Raw genomic sequence first — 23,500 nt, 5'->3', positions numbered from 1 at the left:
AATTGTCTCACGTATCCGCTGACAGGACTTAACGCTCCAGCTCGGGACCTTCTGCAGGGTCATCACCGGGCTGGTCGGTTGTTCCGGCGGCCCGCTGGTCCAGCCCATCGGCAGGCTCGTCGGGTACCCGTTCGACGACGACCCGTTCGGTGCGTTTCACACTCGCGCGGTCCAGCAGCAGGGCCGCCATGCCGCCCAGCAGCATGCCCGGAACCGCCAGGACCACGGCGAAAAAGCCGAAGACCGTGCTCCGGTCATAACTGGCGCTGCCGGCACCCACCACGGCCACGACGGCCGCGGCCAGAACGCCAAGCAGCGCTCCGGCAATCAGGAATGGAACAAACTTCGGGGCGCGCCGCACAGAGATCTCGCGGCGCTCGACCGGCTCTGTTGATCCGGGAAACTGTTCGTCGGAGTGCTGGGAAATCATGCCTTAAGCGTACCCGTCGGGCCTGGTACGGCGGATCAGAGCGGAAGCAGGTCGGACAGATCCGCCCGGAGTCCGGACGCGGCCACCTGACCTGCAGCCACCGCCTGGCCCCAGCTGAGCTGGCCGGTCGCCAGGCCCAGCCAGGTGGCGCCGTCGCACTCAATCACGTTGGGTGGCGTTCCGCGGGTGTGACGTGGTCCTTGGACACATTGCGCGACACCGAAGGGGGGCACCCGCACCTCAACGGAGTTGCCAGGAGCCCGGGCCGCCACCTCTTCGAGGCAGAACCGGACCGCCGTCGCCGTGGTCGCGCGGTCTCTCGCCCCGCCCCGCCAGGCGGCAAGCGCGGCCTGCCCGTCCGCCGTCGTAATCCTGCGTCGTGCCGGCACGGTAAGCGCTAGTCCAGCAACGCCGAAACCGCGGTGCCCAACCGCAGGCTCCCCACCGGTCGTCCGCCTCCGGTGATGGGCTCCACCACCCGCTCCAGCACATTGGCCACACCAGGAACGTCCAGAGCCCCAGCCGCCGCCAGCAGGGTCAGACCCACGAGCGTGGCCCCGCGCCCGTTGCCATCGAGCATTTTGACCGCCACGGCGGCACCGGTGGAGGTAGCCATCGCGAGCACCCCCTCAGCCCCGAACTTGGCCAGCACACCCAACTCTTGCATCACGATCGTGTTCGGCTTGCCATGGCCCTGAATTGCCCACGGGTAGTCCAGCATCGCCGTCGCGATGGTCGCAGCGCGGGCACTGGCATTGCCGTCCGAAGGTGCCTGCGCAAGCTTCGAGTAGGCCCGGGCGAGCCCGGTCAGGGAGAACGCCGTGACGGGGGCTCCGCAGCCGTCCACGCCAATATGCGAGATCTTCTCTTCGGTGTATTCCTCGATCACCGAGAAGATGCGCTGCTGCAACGGGTGGTTCGGCTCCAGGTAGGACTTCAGGTCCCAGCCATTTTCCTTACAGGCCCACAGGAATGCGGCATGTTTACCGGAGCAGTTCATCGCCAGCTTGGTTTTGCCGCGCCCAGCCCGGACCAGCCAGTTACGGGCCTCTTCATCCTGCGGCCAATCCGACGGGCAGCCCAGATCCTGCTCCTTCACACCCGCGGCCTGCAGCATGCCCTCCACAACATCCATGTGATCCTGGGACCCGACGTGGCTGGCGCAGGCCAGCGCTGCCTGCGCGCCGCGCAGCGGAACCCCGGATTGCATGGCGCCCAATGCCTGCAGCGGCTTGAGGCAGGAACGCGGGAAGATCGGACCGGTGATGTCGCCCAGGGAAGTGACGACTGAGCCATCGCCGGCCAGCACGACGGCGGACCCCACATGTCGGGATTCGATGAACCCACTGCGTTCCAGGACGGCGAGCTCGACGGCGGCGTCGGCGGAGAATGTTTGAGACATGTTGTCAGTCTATGCAGACTGTGCGGGGAGCGCGGGCACTCCCGCACGGAGCAACTGCTCGGGGCAGCGGGCACCCTGGACCCCGTCACCTATTGAGCTGCTGGCCACGGGGCAAAGTACCCTTGAAGCGTGAAGGTTCTAGTCATAGGCCCCGGCGGCCGCGAACATGCCATCGTCCGTTCCCTGCTGCGCGATCCGAATGTCTCAGAGGTCCACGCGGCCCCCGGCAATGCCGGCATCGGCCGGCTGGTTCCCACCCACGACATCGATGCCAATGAACCGGCGGTAGTCACCGCGCTGGCAACTAAGCTCGGCGTCGACCTGGTGATCGTTGGTCCCGAGGCTCCACTCGCCGCCGGCGTGGCTGACGCCGTCCGCGATGCGGGCATCGCGGTCTTCGGTCCGGGGAAGGATGCGGCCCAGCTGGAGGCATCCAAAGCGTTCGCCAAGCAGGTCATGGCGGAGGCAGGTGTGCCCACCGCGATGGCAAGGGTGGCCAGCAATGCCGCTGAAGCCGAGGACGCGTTGGATACCTTCGGCGCCCCCTATGTAGTCAAGGACGACGGTCTGGCTGCCGGTAAAGGCGTGGTGGTGACCTCGGATCGGGACGAGGCCCTTGCCCACGCGCAGACCTGTTTTGACGCCGGCGGCGATGTGGTGATCGAGGAGTTCCTGGACGGCCCCGAGGTTTCGCTGTTCGTCCTGTGTGACGGCCGTACCGTGGTTCCGCTGGCCCCCGCACAGGATTTCAAGCGCATTTTCGATGGGGGCCAGGGTCCCAACACCGGCGGCATGGGCGCCTATTCCCCGGTGGACTGGGCGCCGGCAGGGCTGGTGGATGAAGTCATCGCCCGGGTCGCTCAGCCCACCGTCGATGAGATGGCGCACCGGGGCACGCCCTTTATCGGAGTGCTGTACTGCGGCCTGGCCCTGACGTCGCGCGGCACCAGGGTAATCGAGTTCAACGTCCGTTTTGGCGACCCGGAAACGCAAGTGGTGCTGGCCCGGCTGCGCACCCCGCTGGGCCGGCTGCTGCTGGCCGCGGCCAAGGGGGCCCTGGATGAAGCGGAGGACCTGCGCTGGGCACCCGAAAGCGCTGTCGCCGTCGTCGTCGCGTCCGAAAACTATCCGGACGCTCCACGCACCGGACAGCGGATTCGCGGCCTGCGCAAAGCTAACGCGCTGGAGGGCGTGCACGTGCTGCACGCCGGGACCCGGCTCGACGACGACGGCAAGACCGTCAGCGCCGGCGGCAGAGTGCTCGCTGTAGTGGGAATGGGGCTTGATCTGGAGGAGGCCCGCGAACGGGCCTACGACGGCGTGGCGCTGATCCATCTGCACGGATCGCAGCACCGGCGCGATATTGCCGCCAAGGCCGCGCGGGGAGAAATTTCGGTTCCGAATCCGCGGACCGGCGCTCTTCCGGCGGTGTCAGCGACCGGAGCCACCGAGGCAACGGAAGCCGAAGCTGCCGGCGTCCGGACGGCACGGGCATGAGCGCCCCGCAGCTGCCCGGCTGGCGGCAAATCTACTCCGGGAAGGTCCGGGATCTGTACGAATCCGCAGCACCCGCCGGCCCCGCTTCCGGTGCCGCACCCGGGAGCGGCGTGCTGCTGGTCGTGGCCAGCGACCGGATCAGCGCCTACGACCACATTCTGGCTACCGAAATCCCTGACAAGGGCCGCATCCTGACGCAGCTGAGCCTGTGGTGGTTCGATCAACTCCAGGTTGCCCACCACGTGGTCGGCAGCACCGCGGCGGATGGCGTGCCAGCCGAGGTCGAGGGGCGTGCCATGATCTGCAAGAAACTGGATATGTTTCCGGTGGAATGCATCGCCCGTGGATACCTGACGGGATCCGGACTGCTCGAATACAAGCAAAGCCAGACCGTCTGCAGCCTGCCGCTTCCCCCTGGCCTGCTGGACGGGTCCCGGCTGGAACGGCCCATCTTCACTCCGTCAGCTAAGGCCGAGGTGGGCGAACACGACGAGAACATCACCTTCGGCGCCGTGGCCACGGCCGTCGGGTCGGAAAATGCCGAGGCCCTGCGGGAACTGACACTCGCGATTTACTCCCGCGCGGAGTCGATCGCAAGGGAACGCGGAATCATTCTGGCGGACACCAAAGTGGAGTTCGGCGTAGACCCGGCCAACGGCAACATTACGCTGGGTGACGAGGTGCTGACCCCAGATTCCTCCCGGTTCTGGGACGCGGTCCAGTGGAAGCCCGGCGCCGCACAGCCCAGCTTCGACAAGCAGTACGTCCGCGACTGGCTCAGTGGGCCCGAGTCCGGCTGGGACCGCGGGACCGATGCGCCACCGCCCCAGCTGCCTGCCGTCGTCGTCGAGCAAACCCGGGCGCGCTACGTCGAGGCTTACGAGAAACTCACCGGGCGAGCCTTCGCTTAGCGGATCGCCAAGCATTCTCGCGGCCGATAGCTAGTGAATCTTTCCAGCGGCCCGCATCTCCAAGATGCTGTCCATCGCCAGCGAAGCCTTATCCGCTGCGCCAGCGCTGGAAAAGAGCTCTTTCGCCTCGGTAAGTATATCTAGCGCCTCTTGACCCTTTCCCATGGCCTTCAGGGTTCTGCCCAAGAGGAAAGTTGCTTCGCCGGCGGTGTGCTTTGCAAGCTGCTCTCGGTGCTCACGCAGCCGGGTCAGCAGTTGTAGGGCCTCCTTCATGTCGCCATTAAGGTAATGCCATTGCGCGCGGATGAGCGACACCTCCAAAACGTCGGCCGGATTGGCGCCAACCACGGATTGGGCAAGCTCCGCGCGTTCGATGGCCACCAATGTGTCTGGCTCTACGACGCCTGCGAACAACCTCACTGACGCCGTCGCTTTATTAAACCTCGCCCACAAAGCGAGGTCACTGGCGGGAGAGAGCAGTTGTCCCGCCAGTGCATGGTTGGACAGCCCCTCCTTGACGTCGTGCCGCATAAACGCCACGTTTCCAACTACCCAGTAGATTTCCCCCGCGAGCTGGGGCAGTAAGGTGTCATCGACAAGGGCAGCGAGTGTCTGGCAATGAACCCACGCTTCATCCAATTTTCCGCTTTCCGCCAGTGCCGCAATCAGCGTGCGAAGGGCCGCGATGTAGGCGTTGGATTCGTGTGGGAGCGTGGCGCCGCGTCTCACTGCAATTGCGGCGTGCTCTACGGCCTCGGTCAACTGCCCTAACCCCAGACACGCGGAGGCCAGCAACTGCTCTGCCCGCACCGCTAAACCGGCTGTTTCCTGTGATAGCGGATGCCGCAGCACTTCGGAAATGGTCTCCTTTGCGGCTTCGCAGTCTGCGTTTTCAAGCAGTGAGCTGGCTTGCAGGTAGGCCATGTTCCACCATGAGACAGTGTCCCGATTGGCTTGGGCCATACCGGCAGCGGTCTGGGCTTGCTTTGCGGCAGCGACGAAGTCCCGCATATCCCAGGATTGTCTCGCGTAGAGTGCCGTGAGCAAGTACCCTGCTTCTTCTTCTGAAACTGGGCTGGTCCATTCCTGCACGGCATGCGGTGCAAGTTGCAGCTGTTTAGCCAGCTGTTTGACGACGTCCGGGGTTGGTTCCCGGCGGCCATTCTCCAGCAGTGAAACATAGCTGGCCGAGTACAGGTCACCACCAAGTTCAGCCTGCGTTAGGCTCCGCGACAGGCGCTCTGTCCGTAGCCGGTCTCCGAAACTGTTGCCCACTGGTTCCTCCTGAGGCTCGCCGGAATGGCGAAGGCCTATAATTTACTTGACACTTCGTTTACACTCGATTTTACAATTGTTGTCAACACGTAGAAAACGTGCGACACCAACTCAACCAAACAATAAGGGTGGTCTCATGAAGAAGCTCGCAACTTCGCTGATGTTGACGGCAGTCATTGCCGGCGGTGCAATTTCGGCTCAAGGAGCCGTCGTCGCGACGGGTAACTGGCCGAATGTCGTTTCGCCTGCGACGGGTAACTGGCCTAATGCTGTGTTGCTGGCGACGGGCAACTGGCCGAATGTCGTTTCGCCTGCGACAGGTAACTGGCCGAACGTCACTGCCAGCTAGGCGATGTTCTGAACTAAATTCTTTTCCTGCTGTGCCCGAGTATCCTGGGGGTGCTCGGGCACAGTGCTGTCCGAATCCAGAAGTCACTGTTGCGCCCGAGGGAATTGTCGGGCCGACTGGTCAGCTGGAGTTAACAAAAGATGGCGCCGATTTCTCGACGCCATCTCCACTATCTATTCTGGTCGGGGTGACAGGATTTGAACCTGCGGCCTCGTCGTCCCGAACGACGCGCGCTACCAAGCTGCGCCACACCCCGATCCATTGACCGTTCCCAGCGGTAAATAACCGGGAAAAGCAACCTCTCAAGAATAGCCGATGGGGTGCCTCATCGCGAAATGCGGCCCGCTGCTCAGACTGAGTGGCAGATAACGCACTCATTCCGGCGAATGAGTGCGTTATCTGTTAGTCAGTTGGGTTAGACCAGCGAACTCTGCCAGGCGCCGTGCAGATCGGCGAAACGGCCGCCCCCGGAGATCAGTTCGGCGGGCGTTCCGTCCTCGACGATCCGACCGCCGTGGACCACCAGCACGCGGTCGGCGATGGCCACGGTGGAGAGCCGGTGGGCGATGATCAGCGCGGTTCGCCCGGCAGTGACGGTTCCGGCGCCGTCGTCGGTGGCACCTAGCAGCTTGTGCAGGCCCTGCTGCACCATCCGCTCGGAGGGAATGTCCAGCGAGGAAGTTGCCTCGTCCAGGATCAGGACGGCGGGTGCGGCCAGGAAGGCCCGGGCGAAGGAGATCAGTTGGCGCTGGCCGGCGGAGACGCGTCCGCCGCGCTTGTTCACGTCCGTGTCGTAGCCGTTGGGCAGGGACTCGATGAAATCGTGCGCTCCGACGGCGCGGGAGGCTGCCTCCACCTCGCGCCGGGTGGCCGCGGGCTTGCCCAGAGCGATGTTGTCCGCCACGGTTCCGCTGAACAGGAAGGCCTCCTGGGTGACCATGACGATGGCGCGCCGCAGGTCGGCGGGGGAGAGATCGCGCAGCGGCACACCATCCAGCGTGAGGGAGCCGGACGTGACGTCGTAGAAGCGGGCAATGAGTTTGGCGAGGGTGGACTTGCCGGCGCCGGTTTTGCCGACGACGGCGACGGTCTGGCCGGCGGGGATGTGCAGGTTCATCGTGGGCAGCACCACCGGGCCGCTGCCGTAACCGAACTCGACCTCGTGGAAATCGATGTCGCCGCGCGGATGGGGCAACGGAACGGGGTTCTTGGGCGGCCGGACCGTGGGTTCCTCTTCGAGCAGCCCGGAGACCTTCTCCAGGGCCGCCTGAGCGGACTGGAAGGAATTGTAAAACATGGCCATCTGGTCCACCGGCTGGAAAAACCGCTTGGCGGACAGCAGCAGTGCCAGCAGCGCGCCCACCGCGATGCCGCCGTCGAGCACCCGGAAACCGCCGGCGAGCAGCACCACCGCCACCGTGACGTTGCCGATCAGCACCAGTCCCGGCTGGAAAATTCCGTTGAGGTTGATGGAACGCACAGTGACGGTGCGGTAATGCTCGGCCAGCTCCTCGTACCGGGCGGCGTTGTCCTCCTCCCGCCGGAAGGCTTTTACCGCGCGGATCCCGGTCATTGTTTCGATGAAGTGCACAATGAGCTTGGCGGACACCACGCGGGAGGCGCGGAAGGCCCGCTGGGACCGCTTCTGGTACCAGCGCGAGAGCAGGTACATTGGCACGCCCGCGGCGAGCACCAGCAGCCCGGTGATCCAGTCCAGGGTGAAGATGGTCACCGCCGTGAAAACCATGAACACCATGCCCGACGCAAGGGACGAAACGCCGGAGTCCAACAGCTCGCGCAGGGCCTCCAGGTCCGAGGTCTGGCGGGAAATGATGCGACCGGACGTGTACTTTTCGTGGAATTCGAGGCTCAGGCGCTGGGTGTGCCGGAAGACGCGCACGCGCAGGTCCAGCAGCATCGACTGGCTGAGCCGTGCCGTGGAGGTAACGTAGGAGGCCGTGAGTACGGACGTCGCGACCGCAGCAAGGATGTAACCGGCGCCGGCCAGGATCAGCGGCCACGGGTCCGCTGCCCCTGCCGCGCCGGTAAGGGCGGGCAGCGCATGGTCAATGCCGAAGGCGATCAGCAGCGGGCCGGAAACCCGGGTGGCCTGCGAGAGCACCACCAGGACCACGGTCCAGGCGAAACGACGGCGGGACGGCCGGATCAGGGAACCCAGCAGCCGCACCGAGCGCTGCCGGACCGCCTTGCTGTCGGCCTTGCTGAGAAGAACCCGGTCCTCACCGGCTGTGCCCGTGACCGGAGCCTGTGGGACCTTGTGTTGCGTGCTGGTGCTCATGCTTTTACCTCTTCGGCGTCGTTCAGCCCAGTGAGTCCGGTCAGGTCTTCGATGGCGTCGATCCCACCGGCACCGACGTCGGCTTCCGCCATGTCGTCACCTGCCTCCATGTCACTGTCCAGGTCCTTCGGCTCCTCGGTGAGGCTGGCCAGGACGTAGCGGTAATGTGCGTTGCCGGCCAACAGCTGGGCATGAGTTCCGACGGCGGTGATCCGGCCGTTCTCCATCAGCGCGACCCGGTCCGCCATCGCCACAGTTGAGGGCCTGTGCGCGACGATCAGCGTCGTCGTCGTCCGCAGTACCTCACGCAGGCGCGATTCGACCAGTTCCTCCGTGTTGACGTCCAGGGCGGAGAGCGGGTCGTCAAGGACCAGCACCGCCGGCCGGGCGGCGATGGCCCGGGCCAGCGCGATGCGCTGCCGTTGGCCGCCGGAAAGGCTCAGACCCTCCTCGCCGATCAGCGTGTCCACGCCGTCCGGAAGTGCGTAGGCGAAGTGCGCCTGCGCCACGTCCAGAGCCTGATCCAGCACCTGGTCCGCCGACAGGCCAGGATGTTCGGCGGCACCCAGGAGCACGTTCTCGCGCACCGAATTGGAGAACAGAGTGGTGTCTTCGAAGGCCACCGCAACATGCGTGCGCAGCTCCTGCACGGAGAGCGCACGCAGATCAACGCCGTCGATCATCACGGACCCACCGGTGACTTCATACAGCCGCGGCACCAGTGCCAGCAGCGTGCTCTTGCCGCAGCCCGTCACGCCCACCAAGGCCATGGTCTCCCCGGCACGGATCTCCAAATCGATGCCATTGAGCACGTCGGGCGAACCGGGGGCCGTGTCCTGGTACGCGAAGTGCACGTCGCGGAATGTGAGATCCCCGTGCACGGACGGCAGCTGCACCGGATCCGGAGGGTCGGTGATGGTGTTGATGGAATCCATGACTTCGTAGTGCCGGTCCACGGCCGTTTTAGCGCTCAGTGTCATGGCCATCAGCGGACCCATGGCCTCCACCGGCCCGGCTACCACGGCGGCGGTGGCGAAGAAGGCCACCAGCGCCCCAACGGTCAGCGAGCCATGGGCGACAAAAAGAATGCCCACAATCAGTCCGGAACCCAGTGCGAGTTCCGGCAGCAGGGTGACGATCAGGGAGAACAGGGCAAGCGACTTCGCCTTGTGGATCTCCGTCTGCCGCAGTTCCTCGGCCTGCCCGGCAAAGGCATCCAAGGCTTCCCGGCCGCGGCCGAAGGCCTTCAGTACCCGGATGCCGTGCACGGACTCCTCCACCGTGGTGGCCAGATCGCCGGCCTGGTCCTGGCTCTTGCGGCTGACCCGGCCATAATTGGTGCGGAAGCGGAACCCAAACAACACAATTGGCACCGCGGCGGCCAGGAAAATCAGCCCAAGCACCGGGCTCAGCGTGAACATCAGCACCACGCCGATCGTGACGGTGAGCGAGGTGACCACCAGCATAATGGCGCCGAAAGCCATCCAGCGCCGCATGAAGTTCAGGTCGCTCATCGAGCGGCTGAGCAGTTGACCGGAGCCCCAGCGGTCGTGGAACGCCACGGCCAGGCCCTGCAGGTGCCGGTAGAAGGAGGTGCGCATGGCGGTTTCCACCGTGGTGGCGGGCGTAATGACGAATTGGCGGCGCAGCGCCACGAAGGTTGCCTCCAGCACGCCGAGGACCAGCACGACGGCGGCTGCCGCCCACACGCTGCCGGTCTCACCGCCCTGGTGCAGGCCGGAGTTGATGAGAACGCGGTACACCTGCGGAATGATCAGTGCCACGACGCTGGCCGCCAGCGCGGAGAGCAGCCCCATGAGCAGGCGCGGAAGAATGGGGCGAAGGTGCGGATAAAGCCGGCTGAGGGATTGGAATAAGGTTGTCTGCTTCGCCATGCCAACTTCTCTGGGACCATGTCAGTTGTCGGGTCACGCGACGGGGTTGCTTTGGCGCGTGTCAGGGATGAGTTACTTGACCACCGGTAATTACCCTAAGTAACCAGCCTATGCCCGTTTGGTGATCCGTCTCACCGTCCGCGGCGAAAGCCGACGGCTTATTCCTGCCAACCTCCCGCAGCCAGCCGGCTTGGCCAGCGGCAAGGTTAGGCGCCCCGGGCGGTCAGGGTGAGCAGGACTGCTTCCGGTGGGCAGGCGAACCGGACCGGCGCGAAGCGTGAGGTGCCGATTCCCGCGGAAACGTTGAGCGGCGTGCTGTGGCCGTCGTATTCCCAGTCGGTCAGGCCCCTGGCGCGCCACGTTGGCAGGTCGCAGTTACTGATCAGTGCACCGTAGCCGGGAACGCACACCTGGCCGCCGTGGGTGTGCCCGGCGAGAATCAGGTCGGCACCCGCGGCTGTGAAGCGGTCCAACACCCGCTGATAGGGTGCATGAGTGACCGCGATCCGAACGTGCGGAGCCCGGGTCTGGTACTTGGACCCAGCGGGCCAGCCGGCAAATCGATCCCGTTCCATATGCGGATCATCGACGCCGGTGAAGTCGAAGCGGATGCGGTGCATGACCACGGACTGGTTCCGATTGGTCAGGTTGACCCATCCCGCGGCGCCAAATCCGGCATGCATCTTTTCCGTATCCAGCTTCTTTGGCTGACGGGCTGTCTGCCCATCCTTGAGCTTTGTTGGCCCGAGCAGGTATACCGCAGGATTTTTCGGCACCGGAGCGAAGTAGTCATTGGAGCCGGGAACGAAGACTCCAGGAAATTCCATCAGCGGACCGAGGGCATCCAGCAGCGGCCGGATGGCCTTGACGTGACTGAGGTTATCGCCGGTATTAACCACCAGATCGGGCCGAAGGCTGGCCAGACTGCGGAGCCAGTCGGTCTTCCTTTTCTGTCCCAGGCTCATGTGAATGTCGGCCAGGTGCAGGACGCGAACGGGCGAGGATCCGGCCGGCAGGCATGCGACCGTCTCGTGGCGTACTTCAAACCGGTTGCGTTCAATCAGGGCACCGTAGGCAGCACCGGCCCCGGCGACGACGGCCCCGGCGGCTGCCGTGACAGCCAGCCCGGTGAGCCAACCCGTCGTCGTCGGGCTCGATGGTGAGGCTGCTGGCGAAGTGTCGGACATCGCGGGCTACGGCTTGCTGGGCTTGGCGTCGTTACCCTTGCCCTTGTCGGCTGGCGGTGCGCTCGCCGGCGGTGAGCTGGGCGGAGCCTTCGAGGGCTGAGCGTCCGATGGCGGCGCGTTCGACGGCGTCGTGTCGGCTGGCGGTGAACTCACTGGCGCTCCGTTGTCCGGCGGCTTGGGCGCGTCGTCCTGGTGCGAGGACGGATAAGCGATGGTGCTTTCTGGCGGTGCTGGAAAGTCCCCGCTTGGGTAGAACGTAATGGCCTGCTTCATGTAGTTCTGCCACTGCGGACCGGCAATGTAGGCACCATCCACCTGGTCATATGTTTTTCCCTTGTACGTGTAATCCAGGGCGTCTTGACGTGCGCCGTCCTTCCACCAGCCCCACCAGGAAGCAGTTGCGAGCTTCGGAGTGTAGCCAATCATCCATGTCTGCTTGGAAGCATCGGTGGTGCCGGTCTTGGCGCCAGCCGGAGTGCCAATGTCGAGCCCGTAGGCGGAACCCTTGGTGATGACCTGCTGCAGTGCATAATTCACGCCTTTGGCCACATCCGGATTGATGGCCTGCTTGCAGTCCGGCCCTGGGACCGGGTACTTCTTGCCCTGGCTGTCGGTGACGGCGGTGATCGCTGTCGGATTGCAGTGGATCCCGCCACTGGCGAAGGTTGCGAAGGCGTTGGCCATGGTCAGCGGAGCCACATTCTTGCCGCCGCCGATCAAACTGGAGATGCCGGGTACGGTCCAGTCCAAGGCAGAACCGTCGGTGGCGCTGTGCAGACCCATCGCCTTGCCCATGGCGTTGATGCCGCACAGGTCCAGCTCGGCTGCGGACGCAAACGTGGCGGTGTTGATGGAGTGAACGATGCCCTCCCGGACTGTCATTTTTCGGTACCACCCCGACTCGTCGTTGGGAAGTGGCGGCCCGTCCGTTCCTGTGTTGTCATACGCGCCAAAAAAGTGCTGGTCCGGCTTGCAACTTGCTTTCCAGGGGAAGTCTGCGGGATAGATCCGCTGGCTGGCGTCAACCGTCTCATTCATGGAGTGGCCCTCGTTGAGCCATTCAGCGAAGGTTACGGTCTTGACAGTGGAGCCGGGCTGGAAACCGGTGCCACCGCCGTTGACCTGATCCACGCTGAAGTTGATCACTGTGTGGCCTGGCGCAGTTGTATTCGACTAGACCGTGTTCTGCGCCATGGCCAGGACTTTCCCGGTTCCCGGCTCAATGGTGTCCAGCGCGGTGCCCTTCTGGCTCGGGTCGGCGGCAGGCTGGGTGTCATTGACCTGCTTCTGTGCCGCGGCCTGCAGCCGGGGATCCAGCGTCGTCTTAATGGTCAGCCCGCCGCGGTCCAGCAGCTTCTGGCGGTCCTCGGCGGTTGCGCCGTAGGCAGAGTTGTTGACGATCAGGTGCCGCACGTAGTCGCAGAAGTACGGCGCGCTGTTGGCCGAAATACAGCCCGGCTTGGTCTGCTGCACGTTCAACGCGAGCTTGGTCTTGATTGCGTCGTCATGTTGCTTCTGCGAAATTTTGTGCTGCTGGAGCATCCGGTCCAGCACGGCGTTGCGGCGGGTCAGCGCGTTCTTTGGGTTCTTGATCGGGTCGTAGTAGGACGGGCTGTTCACCACGCCGGCCAGCAGCGCGGCCTGCGGCAGGGTGAGGTCCTTCGCGTGTACGCCAAAGTACAGGTTGGACGCGGACTCGATGCCGTAGGCGCCGTTGTTGAAGTAGACGATGTTCAGATAGCCCTTGAGGATCTCGTCCTTGGAGTACTTCTTCTCCAGGGCGATGGCGAGTTTCATCTCCCGCACCTTGTCCCCGATGGTTTTTTCCGAACCCAGCTTCACCTGATCGGTGTGCCCGTTGGCCACCTGTGTCTGGATAATCACATTGTTGACGTACTGCTGCGTCAGCGTGGAAGCGCCCTGCCGGTCACCCTGCGCCGTCGCGGCAAGCGCGCGCAAAATACCCGTACTGTCGATGCCGCCGTGCTCGTAGAAGCGTGAGTCCTCGATGGCAACGATGCCCTGCTTGATGAACGGGGACATCTGATCCAGGCCCACCTGCACACGGTTCTGGTCGTAGAACGTGGCGATGACGGAGCCATCGTTGGCCAGCACCTTGGTGGACTGCGACGGCGCGTCAATCTTCAGTTCGCTGGGCAGCTGGTCGAAGAAACTGATGGAGTTGCTCGCGGTAGTACCGGTCACTGCAACGGCCGGGACCATGAGCCCGGCCACCAGGACACCACACACGGCGCTCACCGCAAGGAATCCGAGGATCTTCCCCAAAGTGGTCGCCGTGTTGAATATAGGGTTTTTCCGAGCTGCCATTTTCCCAGTTTACCGGTAAGGACTACGCTTTAGCTCATGACCAAATGGGAGTACGCCACTATTCCGCTCATCATCCACGCCACCAAGCAGATTCTGGACCAGTGGGGTGAGGATGGCTGGGAGCTCGTGCAGGTGGTTCCCGGGCCCGACGGGAACGGTCTTGTGGCCTACCTTAAAAGGGAGAAGCAGTAACCGTGTCTGAGCGCGACATTCCAACGACGACGGCCGTTACCTCCGCCGTCGAAACCCGCCTAAAGGAACTGGGGCTTGCGCTGCCCGCGGTGGCCGCCCCCGTGGCTGCCTACGTGCCGGCGGTGATCTCCGGAAACCACGTCTACACCTCCGGACAGCTGCCCTTTATTGATGGCAAACTGCCAGCTTCGGGCAAGGTCGGGGCCGAAGTTTCGGCCGAGCACGCCAAGTCCCTGGCTGCCATCTGCGCCGTCAATGCCCTTGCCGCCGTCAAGAGCGTTATCGGCGATCTGGACCGCATTACCCGAATCGTCAAAGTGGTGGGTTTCGTGGCCTCCGCGCCGACCTTTACGGGCCAGCCGGGCGTCATCAACGGCGCCTCCGAGCTGCTCGGACAGGTCCTCGGAGACGCCGGGGTCCATGCCCGATCCGCCGTGGGCGTCGCCGTCCTGCCATTGGATTCTCCGGTCGAGGTTGAGTTGATTGCAGAGTTCCAGTAGGCCCGCTGCCCAGCGGCTCTTCCCCCTGCTGCCTGACCAAGTCGCCGCGGCGCAAAGCTGGGTGGATTTTGGCGCCCGCACTCCGAGCAAACCGCGCTTCGCCTCCTCCCTCGTGTTGCTCAAAGACGGCCCCAGGGGCCTGGAAACGTATCTGGGTTTTCGGCCCGGCGGCTCGCCTTTGGGTGTCGTCGCCTTCCCCGGTGGCAGCATCGAACCGGCCGACGACGACGGCGTCGATTGGGTGGGCCCGTCGCCGTCGATGTGGGCCAAGAGCATGGGTATGGACGACGTGGGACTGGCCCGCCGGCACGTGGTGGCCGCGATCCGGGAGACCTTCGAGGAAACCGGCATCCTGCTGGCCGGACCTGATGCTTCGTCCTTGGTGGAAGGTTCGCAGGGACCGGAATGGATGAGCGCGCGCGAGGCGATAGCCAGCCAGGAGAAGACCTTTGCCGAACTGCTGGCGAAAACGGGGCTGGGACTGCGCACCGATCTGCTCAAGCCGCTGGTGAATTGGATCAGCCCGGATTTCGCCCATCGCCGCTTCAACACCCGGTATTTTGCCGCTGCCGCACCAGTCAACCAGAAACCGTCGATGCTTTCCAGCAAGGGCGTGTGGGCGCGCTGGGCCAATGCCGCTGAGCTGGTCGCGGGCCGCGGAGAACGTGCCCTCGGCGACGAGATCGGTCAACCAAACACAGCGGGACTGACTCTGCCCGAGCTGACCGTTCCCGGTTGCGAAATCATCTTGGAAAAAATCGCGGCCGCGCGCGGCTGCATCGCCTACCTGAACCACGCACGGCAGATGAAGGCCTATCAGCCTCGGCTGGTCCAGGCCGGCGCCGACGTCAGCTCGGACGACGCCGGCGCTGACAAACTGCGGACCGGTCCGCAGTTCCTGCTCGAGGTTGATGTGGCGCCGCAATCCGAAGGTGCGCCCTGCCGCGAGCGGTAGTCAGCGGCTGCCAACTGTCAGTGGCCGGCGTCTGCTTTTGAGCTGTTCGTCCGGCCTTAGCGGCTGCGCTGGCGGAGCCGGTTGACGTCGAGGATGACGACGGCGCGCGCCTCCAGCCGCAGCCAGCCGCGCTGAACGAACTCGGCCAGGGCCTTGTTGACGGTTTCGCGGGATGCGCCGACCAACTGGGCCAGCTCTTCCTGCGTCAGTTCGTGTGCCACCAGGATGCCGTCCGTGGCGGGACGGCCAAAGCGGTCGGCCAAGTCCAACAGCGCCTTGGCAACCCGACCGGGAACATCGGAGAAGACTAAGTCGGAGAGATTGTCGTTGGTCCGGCGCAGGCGGCGGGCGAGGGCCTGCAGCAGTTGGGCGGAGACTTCGGGCCGGTTGCGCAGCAGGGCGTTCAGGCTCTCGTTCTTCAAACCGGCCAGCCGGGTTTCTGAGACGGCGGTAGCCGTGGCGGTGCGGGGGCTCGGGTCGAACAAGGCCATTTCGCCGAAGAGCTCGCCCGGGCCGAGAATAGCCAGCAGGGATTCGCGGCCATCGGTGGAAGTACGGCCCAGCTTGACCTTGCCGGAGACGATGAAATAGAGCTGGTCGCCTTGGTCTCCTTCACGGAAGACCGAGGCGCCGCGGGACAGGTCCACCTCGGTCAGCTCGTCCGTCAGCAGCCGGAACGCTTCGTCGTCGAGCGTGGCAAACAGTGGTGCCCGGCGAAGTACCTCGATGTCCATGAATTCTCCTGAATTAAAGTGTCTACTCAATGTTTCTGTGTTGGTCTTGGTTCGATTGTTTCAGAATTTTGTCCAATTTGTGACCAAGTTGGCATTTGCGGCCGCGCCGAGGGCCGCCGGCTCCGGGGCCGGCGGCCTCAGCAGCAAGGGCCAACATCGAGGTTATTGTCAGCCGGTGCCGGTAAACTCGGCAGTTGCGGGGAGGTCCCGAGGCAGCAGCTGCAGAAATGGAAAAGGTATGGCCATGTTCGGATTCACGCTGCTGGACCTGGTGCTCCTTTTGTGGCTGCTCGGCCAGGTGCTGTATGGCCTCCGGGCCGGGCTGGTGGTCAGCCTGGGCGGGATCGTTGGGTTCGTGGCGGGGGCCGCTGCGGCATTCTTCGCCATCCCCTTCGTCAGCTCTTTGGTGGCGGACAGCGCCTGGCGGACCGCCGTCGTCGTCGCCGTCGCGCTTGCGCTCGTGGCGCTGGGTCATGGACTCGGGGTCCGGCTTGGCCGCCTGATGGCCCGACGCGTCCGGGTGCGCCCGATCCGTGCCGTTGACCGCATCCTCGGCGGCGCGCTCAGCTTGGCCGTTGGTGCGTTGATGCTCTCGCTGCTCGCCTTCAGCGTCTCCAACTTGGGCATACCCGTCATTTCAAGCCAAATCAGCCAGTCCAAGGTCATTCGGTCCATCGATAACCTCACGCCGATCCCGGTGAAGACCGCTGTGGCACAGCTGCGCTCCGCCGTCTTCAATGACGGCATCCCACAGCTGTTCAACCAGCTGGGACCGGCCGCACCGATGGCTCCGCCAACCACCAGCACGAACACGTCAGCCCTCAATGCCGCGTCTCAATCCGTGCTGAAGATAACCGGGACGGCCTATCAGTGCGGCCAGAACCAGACGGGCTCAGGATTCGTGGTGGCGCCGGGCCGTGTGGTGACCAACGCCCATGTGGTGGCGGGCGTCAATCAGCCGGTGGTGGAGGTCCCGGGTGGTGGTGCCCTGCCCGGACGGGTGGTGGAGTTCGACCCGCAGCACGACCTTGCCGTGATAGCCGTGGATGGTTTGGCGGTTCAGCCGCTGCAGCTCGGCCGCCAGCTGGATGCCGGATCGGCGGCAGCCTTCGCCGGCTATCCGCACGGCGGGCCGTTCCAGTCCAAGCCCGCCACCGTCCAGACGGTGGCGCAAATGATGGTGCCCGACATCTATTCTTCCGGAAGAGGTCTATCAACTGGCGGCCGATGTGCAGCCGGGAAATTCCGGTGGCCCATTGCTGGATCGCTCCGGCGGCGTGGTCGGCGTGGTCTTCGCCAAATCGACCACGAACGCTCCGGTTGGGTATGCCTTCACACTCAAGGAACTGGCACCTGTCGCCCACGACGCGGCGTCGGAAAACCAGCAGGTGTCCTCCGGCAGCTGCACCCGCAAATAGCTGCAGCGTCCAACAGTTGCACCGCAAGCAGCCGCATCTTCAGCGGAGGTGCGTCAGCTGCTGGTGGGAATGCGCAGCTTGCCAACCAAGCCCAGGGTTGCACCATAAAGGACGTGTGCCAGCAACATGGTGAGCGCGCGGCTCCATTTCTCCCGGTGCGCGGCCGGAACGACGCCCAGCGCCGGGAGCCAGCCTTCATAGGCCAGCGCCCAAATCAACAGCCCATAGCCCGTTCCGGTGGCCGGATTCCGAAACCTGGCGGGGATGGCCGCAGCGTAAAGGGCGCCAGCAGCCGCGCCATAACCGAAATGAGTGACGACGGCGACAGTATCCAAAGTATCTTTGGGCAGGTCCGGAAGGGCCGCCTGGACAATCTTCCGCGGTGGCTGCCGGTTCCTGACTCCGAGCCGATCCGAAAATGTCAGGCCGGTGGTCATGACCACGGTAGCTGCCAGTCCTCCGACTGCCCCGCCGAGGCAGCGCAGCCGCAGGCTTTCCTTCTCTCGCATGTCCATCCTTTATGCTAGCTCGATTTGGCTGGCTCAATTATGTGGCCCGACTTGGCAGGCTCGACTGTGTTGGCCCGATTTAGTGCGCCAGCTTAGGAGGGCCGCACTCAGTGGCGCAGCGCCGAGGCGAGGTAGTTGATGGCCAATTCGTAGCCGTGGATGCCCGCACCGGCAATGACGACGTCGACCACGGCGGAGAGGTAAGAGAAGTGCCGGAACTCCTCACGTTTATGCACATTACTGATGTGCACTTCCACGGCGGGCAGGCTGATTCCGGCTAACGCATCCCGGATGGCAACTGAGGTATGTGTGTAGGCACCGGCGTTGATGACAATCCCTGCCGCCGTGGTCCGGGCGGCGTGCAGAGCATCCACCAGCACGCCCTCATGATTGGACTGCAGGAATTCCACGGAAAAACCAAATGACCGGGCGGCCGCGGCGGCGAGTTCCTGCACGTCTTCGAGGGTGCTGCTGCCGTAGACCGCGGGTTCCCGGGTGCCCAGCAGATTCAGGTTGGGACCGTTCAGGACCAGGATATTTCCGGCGGCGGCAGTTTCGTCGTTCATGGTTCAAGCCTAGTGCTCCGGTGCTCCGGCCGGATCGATGTCCGGGTTGCCTGCCGCAACTGTGAGCTGCAGCAGGATGGCATGCTCCGGATTGAGGATGGGCATGGGCAGTCCTACTTCCGCCAAGAAACGGCCGGTCGCCGTGGCTCCGCCGGTCAACCATGCCGGGGCAGATTGTTGCAGGTAGCCGGAGCCGTCGGTCGGATAGATAACGTTTACCCGGTAGGTCAGCTCCGGCTTCAGCCCCGGAAAGGGAATCCTGCCGGGTTCCTCGGCATCGGAGGTATACATACACACGAACGCGAACAGGGCCTCGGAGCCGTCCGTGGAGACCACTCCGTGCAGCAGCAGTGACGGGTCCGGGAGGTCGGCCCGCACCATCCGTCCGGAGTGGATCAGGGACCGGAATGTTTTATAGAGCTGGATGACGGCTCGGAGGTCTTCCCTCTGGGTGCCGGCCACGGACCGGATATCCCATTCCATGCCAAAGTGCCCGAAGAGAGCCGTGATGGCGCGGAACGAGAGCTCGGAAGTGCGGGCTGTGGTGTGCGAGGTGGTGGGGCCGATATGCGAACCCACCAGTTCCGGTGGCACCACCATTGTGGTCCAGCGCTGGATGATCTGGCGTTCCAGCGCGTCGTTGCAGTCCGAGGCCCAGACGCGGTCTGCCCGCTGCAGGATTCCCAAATCGACGCGGGCGCCACCGGAGGAACAGCTTTCGATTTCGACCTTGGGGTGGGCCGTCTTCAGGGCGTCGAAAAGCCGGTAGGCAGCCAGGGTCTGCTCATGCACCGATTCTCGGCCGGCGTGGCCCATCTCGAGCAAATCGCGGTTTTGGTCCCATTTCAGGTAGGAGATCGGATACTCCGTGAGCAGGGCGTGGATTCGATCGTAAATGTACTGCCAGGCCGCGGGATTCACCAGATCAAGAACCTGCTGGTGACGCCATTCCACCGGCCTCCGGTGTGGCCAGTTTTCGGCGGCCGGCCCGGCGATCCAGTCTGGATGCTCACGGGCCGTGTCTGAATCGACGTTGATCATTTCCGGTTCCACCCAGAGCCCGAATTGCATCCCTTTGCTAGTCACTGCGTCTACCAGTGGGTGCAGCCCCTCGGGCCAGATGCCCGTATCCACATACCAATCGCCGAGTCCGGCGCGGTCGCCGCGGCGGTTCCGAAACCAGCCGTCGTCCAGCACAAAACGTTCCACTCCCAGCTCGGCAGCGGAATCGGCCAGCTCCGTCAGGAGGCCCAGATCATGGTCGAAGTAGACTGCCTCCCACGTATTAAGGACCACAGGTCTGGGTGTGGCGGGGTGCCGCGGACGGGCCCGGAACCAGTCGTGGAATGCGGCCGTAATACCATCGAGGCCACGGTCCGAATAGGCCGCGAAAAGCGCCGGCGTGGCGTAGGACTCGCCCGGTGCGAGCACCATCTCTCCGGATCCGAGCAGCTCGGCGGCGCCGAGGACGGTCCTGCCATCCGCTGCAGCATCGACATAGGCCTCGTGGTTACCGCTCCAGCCAAAATGCGCGGCCCAGACCTTGCCTTGCCGGTTGCCGAAGCCCGAAGACCCGACGGCCAGCAGCAGGGATGAATCGTGCCCGGTTCGCCCGTGCCGTCCGCTTCGGACCCAGGTGCCCTGCCGGACGGGGTGCCGCTGCGGATGCCGTTCACGGCACCAGCGGCCGGTCAGGTCCAAGATCTCGGTTCCGTCAGAACCTACCGGAAGCACAGCGGAAAGTTCGTCCAGCGCGTAGTCCGTTCCGCCGTCGTTCGTCAGGGTATGCCGAAGTTCCAGCAGCCCTCCGGAGTGCAGCGTCAACTCGCTGACAACCGTCAGCCCCAGCTCTGGATCCGCCGAGGTGATGCGCCCGCTTTGCCCTCCTCCGGACGGGATGGCGGCTTCGATCCGGACATTCGTGACGCGGAGCCGGGCGGAGAAACCACTGCCGTCCGGAGTGCGGTGTCCGCGCAGCCCCGGCCGACCGCGCCAGCCGGAGGAGGCCTGCGGCAACAGGCCGAGAGTCACCGGAATATCCAGCGCCGAATGCGGGACCGGGCCGGTGAGGATCGCCAGGTCCGGAAGCGTCGGTCCCAGGTCCGCGCCCCAGTGCAGCACGGCGGGCTCTCCGGTGTCGAAGCCGATCAGCACACTGGTGCCTTCGGAGCGCAGGTACAGGGGTTCCATCGGACTTATCCTTGGCTCGGTTGATGGTTGAGTGCGGCCGCCGGGTGGCCAATGTGGTGCACCGCAGCAGCCCTCCGGCCCAATTCACGCGCTTTCACGCTGCGGCACCCGGACCAGCCGCAGCCGGCCCACCCTCTCCCGCAGGATCCGCTGTGCCTCCACCCCCAGTCCGGAATCCGTGATCACCTCGTCCACATCCTCGAGCGCGGCGATGGTGCTGATGCCCAACGTGCCCCACTTGGTGGAGTCGGCCAGCACCACCACTTTGCGGGACGCGGCCACCAGTGCCCGGTCCATCTCCGCCTCCAGCAGGTTGGGTGTGGTGAACCCCGCCTCCGGATCCACGCCATGCACCCCCAGGAAAAGCAGATCGAGATGCAGCTGGCTCAGCGAGGACGTGGCCACCGGCCCGACCAGTGCATCCGAGGGGGTGCGCTCGCCGCCAGTGAGGATCACCGTGGACTTAGCGCCCGCGGCGTGGAAAACATCGGCTATCCGCACCGAGTTGGTGACAATAGTCAGCCCCTGGCGCTGGCACAGCAGTTTGGCCAGCGCCCAGGTGGTGGTTCCGGCACTGAGCCCGATCGCCATTCCGTTTTGCGCCAGCAGGGCCGCTTCGCCGGCAATGGCGTCTTTTTCCTCCTGCGCCTGAGTCGACTTGAGCTCAAAACCGGGTTCGTGGGTGCTGGCGCTGCCATGGATTTTGGCCCCGCCATGGATCTTCTCCAGCAGACCCGCCTCGTCCAGCACATCGATATCGCGGCGCACGGTCATCAGCGAAACGCCGAACATCTCCGCCAGATCGGAGACGCGGACGATGCGTTCGCGTGACACCGCGGTCACGATGGCGGAGCGTCGTGCGTCGGCAAGCATGGAGTTCCTCGCTTCGGTGGGAAAGGTATGGACTACCGGTGCGGAGCCGGGACATGGGGTTGGCCGACATGTGCCATCTGCTATCCCTTGCTCGCTCCGAGGGTAAGGCCGGCTACGAATTGACGCTGCAGCAGCAGGTAGACAATCAGGGTCGGAATCACCGTGATCGTGGCACCGGCAGCCAATAAATTGTAGTTGGAGAGGAAAACGCCCTGCAGGTTGTTGATTGCCGTGGTGACGGGCAGCCGGTCTCCGCTTTGAATGAACAGCAGCGGCCAGAAGTAGTCGTTGTAGATGAAGATGACTTCCAAGGTGGCCAGTGCAGCGAGCGCCGGCCGGCACAGCGGCAGGACGATCGAGGCGTATTGCCGCCAGATGCCGGCGCCATCGACCAGGGCGGCCTCGGTGAGATCCGCGGACAGTGCCTTCATATAGTTGGACAGCACAAAGGTGCAGAAGCCAATCTGGAAGGCCGTATTGGCGGCGATGACGCTAATGTACGTGTTGAGCAGGGTGCCCGAATCGCTGAACCAATACGGCAGCGTCAGGTGCTTGAACATCTCGAACAGCGGCGCGGCGAGCACCTGCGGCGGCAGCAGGTTACCGGCTGTGAACATGATCAGCAGCGTGATGTTGAACTTCCAGTTCACCCGGCTGACGGCGAAGGCCATCATCGAGGCGAAGAACAAGGTCAGCAGAACGGTCGGAATGGTGATGATCAGCGAGTTTACGAAGTACTTCGGGAATCCGCCCTGATTCCAGGCCTGGATAAAGTTGCCGAAGTTAAATGCTCCGCCGAGGCTGAAGTAGCCGTATTTGTCCGTGTCGGCTTTGGGCCGCAGCGCCGTGAACAGTGCCCATGCCAAGGGAATGAGCCAGACCACCGCCATCACAGTCAGGAAGATGTGCGTGCCGTAGTGCCGGGCGGGCCGGCCGCCCTGCCGGACGACGCCGTCGACCTTTCGTCTGCGTCCCGAAACCGGGGAGGCAGACTGCTGGGAAGCTGAAGTGAGGCCGCTCATTTTGCTTTCTCCTTTCCGAAGACCCGCGAGAGGTAAAAGGTGATCGGCACCAGCGACACGACGAGCAGAATCACAGCCAACGCCGAACCGACACCTATCACCTGCCCCTCGCCGATGAGGTTTTGGATGACCAGCGCGCTGATAAGTTCCAGGCCATTGAGCCCGCGGTTGATGACGTAGACGACATCAAAGGCCCGCAGGGATTCGATGATGGTGATCACGACGATCACGATGTTCACCGGTCCCATAGCCGGAAACACGACGCGGAAAAACGTCTGGCTTCCGTTGGCCCCGTCCAGCGCCGCGGCCTCCTTCAACGAGGGGTCAACGCCCTTGAGCCCGGCTAAGTACAGGATCATGACGTAACCGGAATGGCGCCAGGTGGCCGCCACCAGCGCAGCCCAGATGTTTACCCGCGAGTCGCCGAACCAGTCGACGGCGGCCGGAGTGCCGGAGGTGCCGAGCAGGAAATTCAGCAGGCCGTTGTCCTTCTGGTAGAACAACTGCCAGATAATGCCGATCAGGGCCAGCGAGAGCATCACCGGGATGAAGAAGATGCTTTGGTAGATCTTGCTGCCGCGGATCTGCTGGTCCAGCAGCACGGCCAGCAGCAAACCCAGGGGCGTGCCGATAATTCCCAGGAACAGGAGCCAGAGAATGTTGTGCTGCACCGCCGGCCAGAAGGGTGGATAGTCCTGAAAGACGTAGCTGTAATTGTCCACGCCGACCGGCTTGATGTCGGAAAGTTCCAGGCCGTTCCAACGCACGAAGGACAGTCCGATGGAGAGCAGCGTCGGGATCCAGACCAGCACGAGTTGGATCAGCGTGGGGATTCCCACCATAAAACTCAGAACCACCTTGTCGCGGCGGGACAATCGGCGGACGCGCCGGAATCGCGGCGGCTTGGCAATGGCGGCGCTGGTGACGGGCGCTATGGGCGACCCTGTTGTGGAACTCATGGCTAACGT

22 protein-coding genes, 1 tRNA gene and 1 pseudogene are annotated in these 23,500 nt (G+C 64.2%); 7 read left to right on the top strand and 17 right to left on the bottom strand.

Annotated elements, in window-relative coordinates; translation table 11 throughout:
* Nucleotides 1–28: 28 nt before the first annotated feature.
* Genes IV498_RS01210 through IV498_RS01200 form a run of 3 tightly spaced genes read right to left on the bottom strand, consistent with a single transcriptional unit; the run spans nt 29 to nt 1,832 of the window.
* Nucleotides 29–430 carry a hypothetical protein gene (locus tag IV498_RS01210; protein WP_269044729.1) on the bottom strand — a complete coding sequence of 134 codons (402 nt, stop codon included), beginning with the start codon at nt 428–430 and terminating at the stop codon, nt 29–31.
* 35 nt (nt 431–465) lie between these two features.
* Nucleotides 466–819 carry a sterol carrier family protein gene (locus IV498_RS01205; RefSeq protein WP_269044728.1) on the bottom strand — a complete coding sequence of 118 codons (354 nt, stop codon included), beginning with the start codon at nt 817–819 and terminating at the stop codon, nt 466–468.
* Nucleotides 820–827: 8 nt separating this feature from the next.
* Nucleotides 828–1,832: an asparaginase gene (locus tag IV498_RS01200; RefSeq protein ID WP_269044727.1), complete on the bottom strand. Its 1,005-nt coding sequence runs from the start codon at nt 1,830–1,832 to the stop codon at nt 828–830.
* 129 nt (nt 1,833–1,961) lie between these two features.
* On the opposite strand from IV498_RS01200, the gene purD reads away from it, so the two are divergent.
* Together purD and IV498_RS01190 are read left to right on the top strand one after the other, a co-directional pair.
* Nucleotides 1,962–3,329 carry a phosphoribosylamine--glycine ligase gene (gene purD / locus IV498_RS01195; RefSeq protein WP_269044726.1) on the top strand — a complete coding sequence of 456 codons (1,368 nt, stop codon included), beginning with the start codon at nt 1,962–1,964 and terminating at the stop codon, nt 3,327–3,329.
* The gene (locus IV498_RS01190) at nt 3,326–4,240 is read left to right on the top strand and encodes a phosphoribosylaminoimidazolesuccinocarboxamide synthase (RefSeq protein WP_269044725.1); all 915 of its coding nucleotides are present in this window, start codon (nt 3,326–3,328) and stop codon (nt 4,238–4,240) included. The genes purD and IV498_RS01190 overlap by 4 nt, the downstream gene beginning before the upstream one ends.
* Before the next feature lie 30 nt (nt 4,241–4,270).
* On the opposite strand, the gene IV498_RS01185 is transcribed toward IV498_RS01190, so the two are convergent.
* Entirely contained in the window at nt 4,271–5,515 is a 1,245-nt protein-coding gene (locus IV498_RS01185; RefSeq protein WP_269044724.1) for a helix-turn-helix domain-containing protein, read from the bottom strand.
* 136 nt (nt 5,516–5,651) lie between these two features.
* Between IV498_RS01185 and IV498_RS01180 the strand changes: the two genes are divergently transcribed.
* Nucleotides 5,652–5,864, top strand: a complete 213-nt coding sequence (locus tag IV498_RS01180; protein WP_269044723.1) for a hypothetical protein — start codon at nt 5,652–5,654, stop codon at nt 5,862–5,864.
* A gap of 179 nt (nt 5,865–6,043) precedes the next feature.
* On the opposite strand, the gene IV498_RS01175 is transcribed toward IV498_RS01180, so the two are convergent.
* From IV498_RS01175 to IV498_RS18780, 6 genes are all read right to left on the bottom strand, one after another.
* Nucleotides 6,044–6,120: transfer RNA gene (locus tag IV498_RS01175), tRNA-Pro, on the bottom strand.
* 159 nt (nt 6,121–6,279) lie between these two features.
* The gene (locus tag IV498_RS01170; RefSeq protein ID WP_269044722.1) at nt 6,280–8,163 is read right to left on the bottom strand and encodes an ABC transporter ATP-binding protein; all 1,884 of its coding nucleotides are present in this window, start codon (nt 8,161–8,163) and stop codon (nt 6,280–6,282) included.
* Nucleotides 8,160–10,058 (bottom strand): ABC transporter ATP-binding protein, encoded by a 1,899-nt coding sequence (locus IV498_RS01165; protein WP_269044721.1) that lies wholly within the window; start codon nt 10,056–10,058, stop codon nt 8,160–8,162. Before IV498_RS01165 ends, IV498_RS01170 begins: the two co-directional genes overlap by 4 nt.
* A 206-nt stretch (nt 10,059–10,264) precedes the next feature.
* Entirely contained in the window at nt 10,265–11,245 is a 981-nt protein-coding gene (locus IV498_RS01160; RefSeq protein WP_269044720.1) for a metallophosphoesterase, read from the bottom strand.
* A gap of 6 nt (nt 11,246–11,251) precedes the next feature.
* Nucleotides 11,252–12,391, bottom strand: coding sequence for a penicillin-binding transpeptidase domain-containing protein (locus IV498_RS18785; protein WP_330059136.1), 1,140 nt, complete (start codon nt 12,389–12,391; stop codon nt 11,252–11,254).
* A gap of 27 nt (nt 12,392–12,418) precedes the next feature.
* Nucleotides 12,419–13,573, bottom strand: a complete 1,155-nt coding sequence (locus IV498_RS18780) for a transglycosylase domain-containing protein (protein WP_330059135.1) — start codon at nt 13,571–13,573, stop codon at nt 12,419–12,421.
* A gap of 36 nt (nt 13,574–13,609) precedes the next feature.
* Between IV498_RS18780 and IV498_RS01150 the strand changes: the two genes are divergently transcribed.
* From IV498_RS01150 to IV498_RS01140, 3 genes are read left to right on the top strand one after another with little or no spacing between them, the layout of a single operon-like run.
* Nucleotides 13,610–13,765 (top strand): DUF4177 domain-containing protein, encoded by a 156-nt coding sequence (locus IV498_RS01150; RefSeq protein WP_009359196.1) that lies wholly within the window; start codon nt 13,610–13,612, stop codon nt 13,763–13,765.
* Nucleotides 13,766–13,767: 2 nt separating this feature from the next.
* Nucleotides 13,768–14,265 (top strand): RidA family protein, encoded by a 498-nt coding sequence (locus tag IV498_RS01145; protein ID WP_269044719.1) that lies wholly within the window; start codon nt 13,768–13,770, stop codon nt 14,263–14,265.
* A complete protein-coding gene (locus IV498_RS01140) occupies nt 14,249–15,220 on the top strand; it encodes an NUDIX hydrolase (protein WP_269044718.1) in 972 nt (323 codons plus the stop codon). The genes IV498_RS01145 and IV498_RS01140 overlap by 17 nt, the downstream gene beginning before the upstream one ends.
* 56 nt (nt 15,221–15,276) lie before the next feature.
* Here the strand turns inward: IV498_RS01140 and IV498_RS01135 are convergent, their stop codons facing one another.
* On the bottom strand, nt 15,277–15,954 hold the full coding sequence (locus tag IV498_RS01135) for a Crp/Fnr family transcriptional regulator (RefSeq protein WP_269044717.1): 678 nt from the start codon (nt 15,952–15,954) through the stop codon (nt 15,277–15,279).
* A gap of 244 nt (nt 15,955–16,198) precedes the next feature.
* Between IV498_RS01135 and IV498_RS01130 the strand changes: the two are divergent.
* A pseudogene (locus IV498_RS01130) lies at nt 16,199–17,372 on the top strand (MarP family serine protease).
* 53 nt (nt 17,373–17,425) lie between these two features.
* Here IV498_RS01130 and IV498_RS01125 read toward each other — a convergent pair.
* From IV498_RS01125 to IV498_RS01100, 6 genes are all read right to left on the bottom strand, one after another.
* Nucleotides 17,426–17,809, bottom strand: coding sequence for a hypothetical protein (locus tag IV498_RS01125; RefSeq protein ID WP_442951255.1), 384 nt, complete (start codon nt 17,807–17,809; stop codon nt 17,426–17,428).
* Nucleotides 17,810–17,988: 179 nt separating this feature from the next.
* Complete coding sequence (gene aroQ / locus IV498_RS01120; protein ID WP_269044715.1) at nt 17,989–18,447, bottom strand: type II 3-dehydroquinate dehydratase; 459 nt, start codon at nt 18,445–18,447, stop codon at nt 17,989–17,991.
* 9 nt (nt 18,448–18,456) lie between these two features.
* Entirely contained in the window at nt 18,457–20,637 is a 2,181-nt protein-coding gene (locus IV498_RS01115) for an alpha-galactosidase (protein ID WP_269044714.1), read from the bottom strand.
* Between the two features lie 84 nt (nt 20,638–20,721).
* Complete coding sequence (locus IV498_RS01110; RefSeq protein ID WP_269044713.1) at nt 20,722–21,510, bottom strand: DeoR/GlpR family DNA-binding transcription regulator; 789 nt, start codon at nt 21,508–21,510, stop codon at nt 20,722–20,724.
* 80 nt (nt 21,511–21,590) lie between these two features.
* On the bottom strand, nt 21,591–22,532 hold the full coding sequence (locus tag IV498_RS01105; RefSeq protein ID WP_269044712.1) for a carbohydrate ABC transporter permease: 942 nt from the start codon (nt 22,530–22,532) through the stop codon (nt 21,591–21,593).
* Nucleotides 22,529–23,491, bottom strand: a complete 963-nt coding sequence (locus IV498_RS01100) for a carbohydrate ABC transporter permease (RefSeq protein WP_269044711.1) — start codon at nt 23,489–23,491, stop codon at nt 22,529–22,531. The genes IV498_RS01105 and IV498_RS01100 overlap by 4 nt, the downstream gene beginning before the upstream one ends.
* Nucleotides 23,492–23,500: the final 9 nt, after the last annotated feature.

Source organism: Paenarthrobacter sp. Z7-10, from assembly GCF_026932795.1.
Lineage (GTDB): Bacteria > Actinomycetota > Actinomycetes > Actinomycetales > Micrococcaceae > Arthrobacter_M.
Note: the sequence above shows the minus strand (reverse complement) of the source record. Positions and strands in the feature narration are given on the sequence as shown.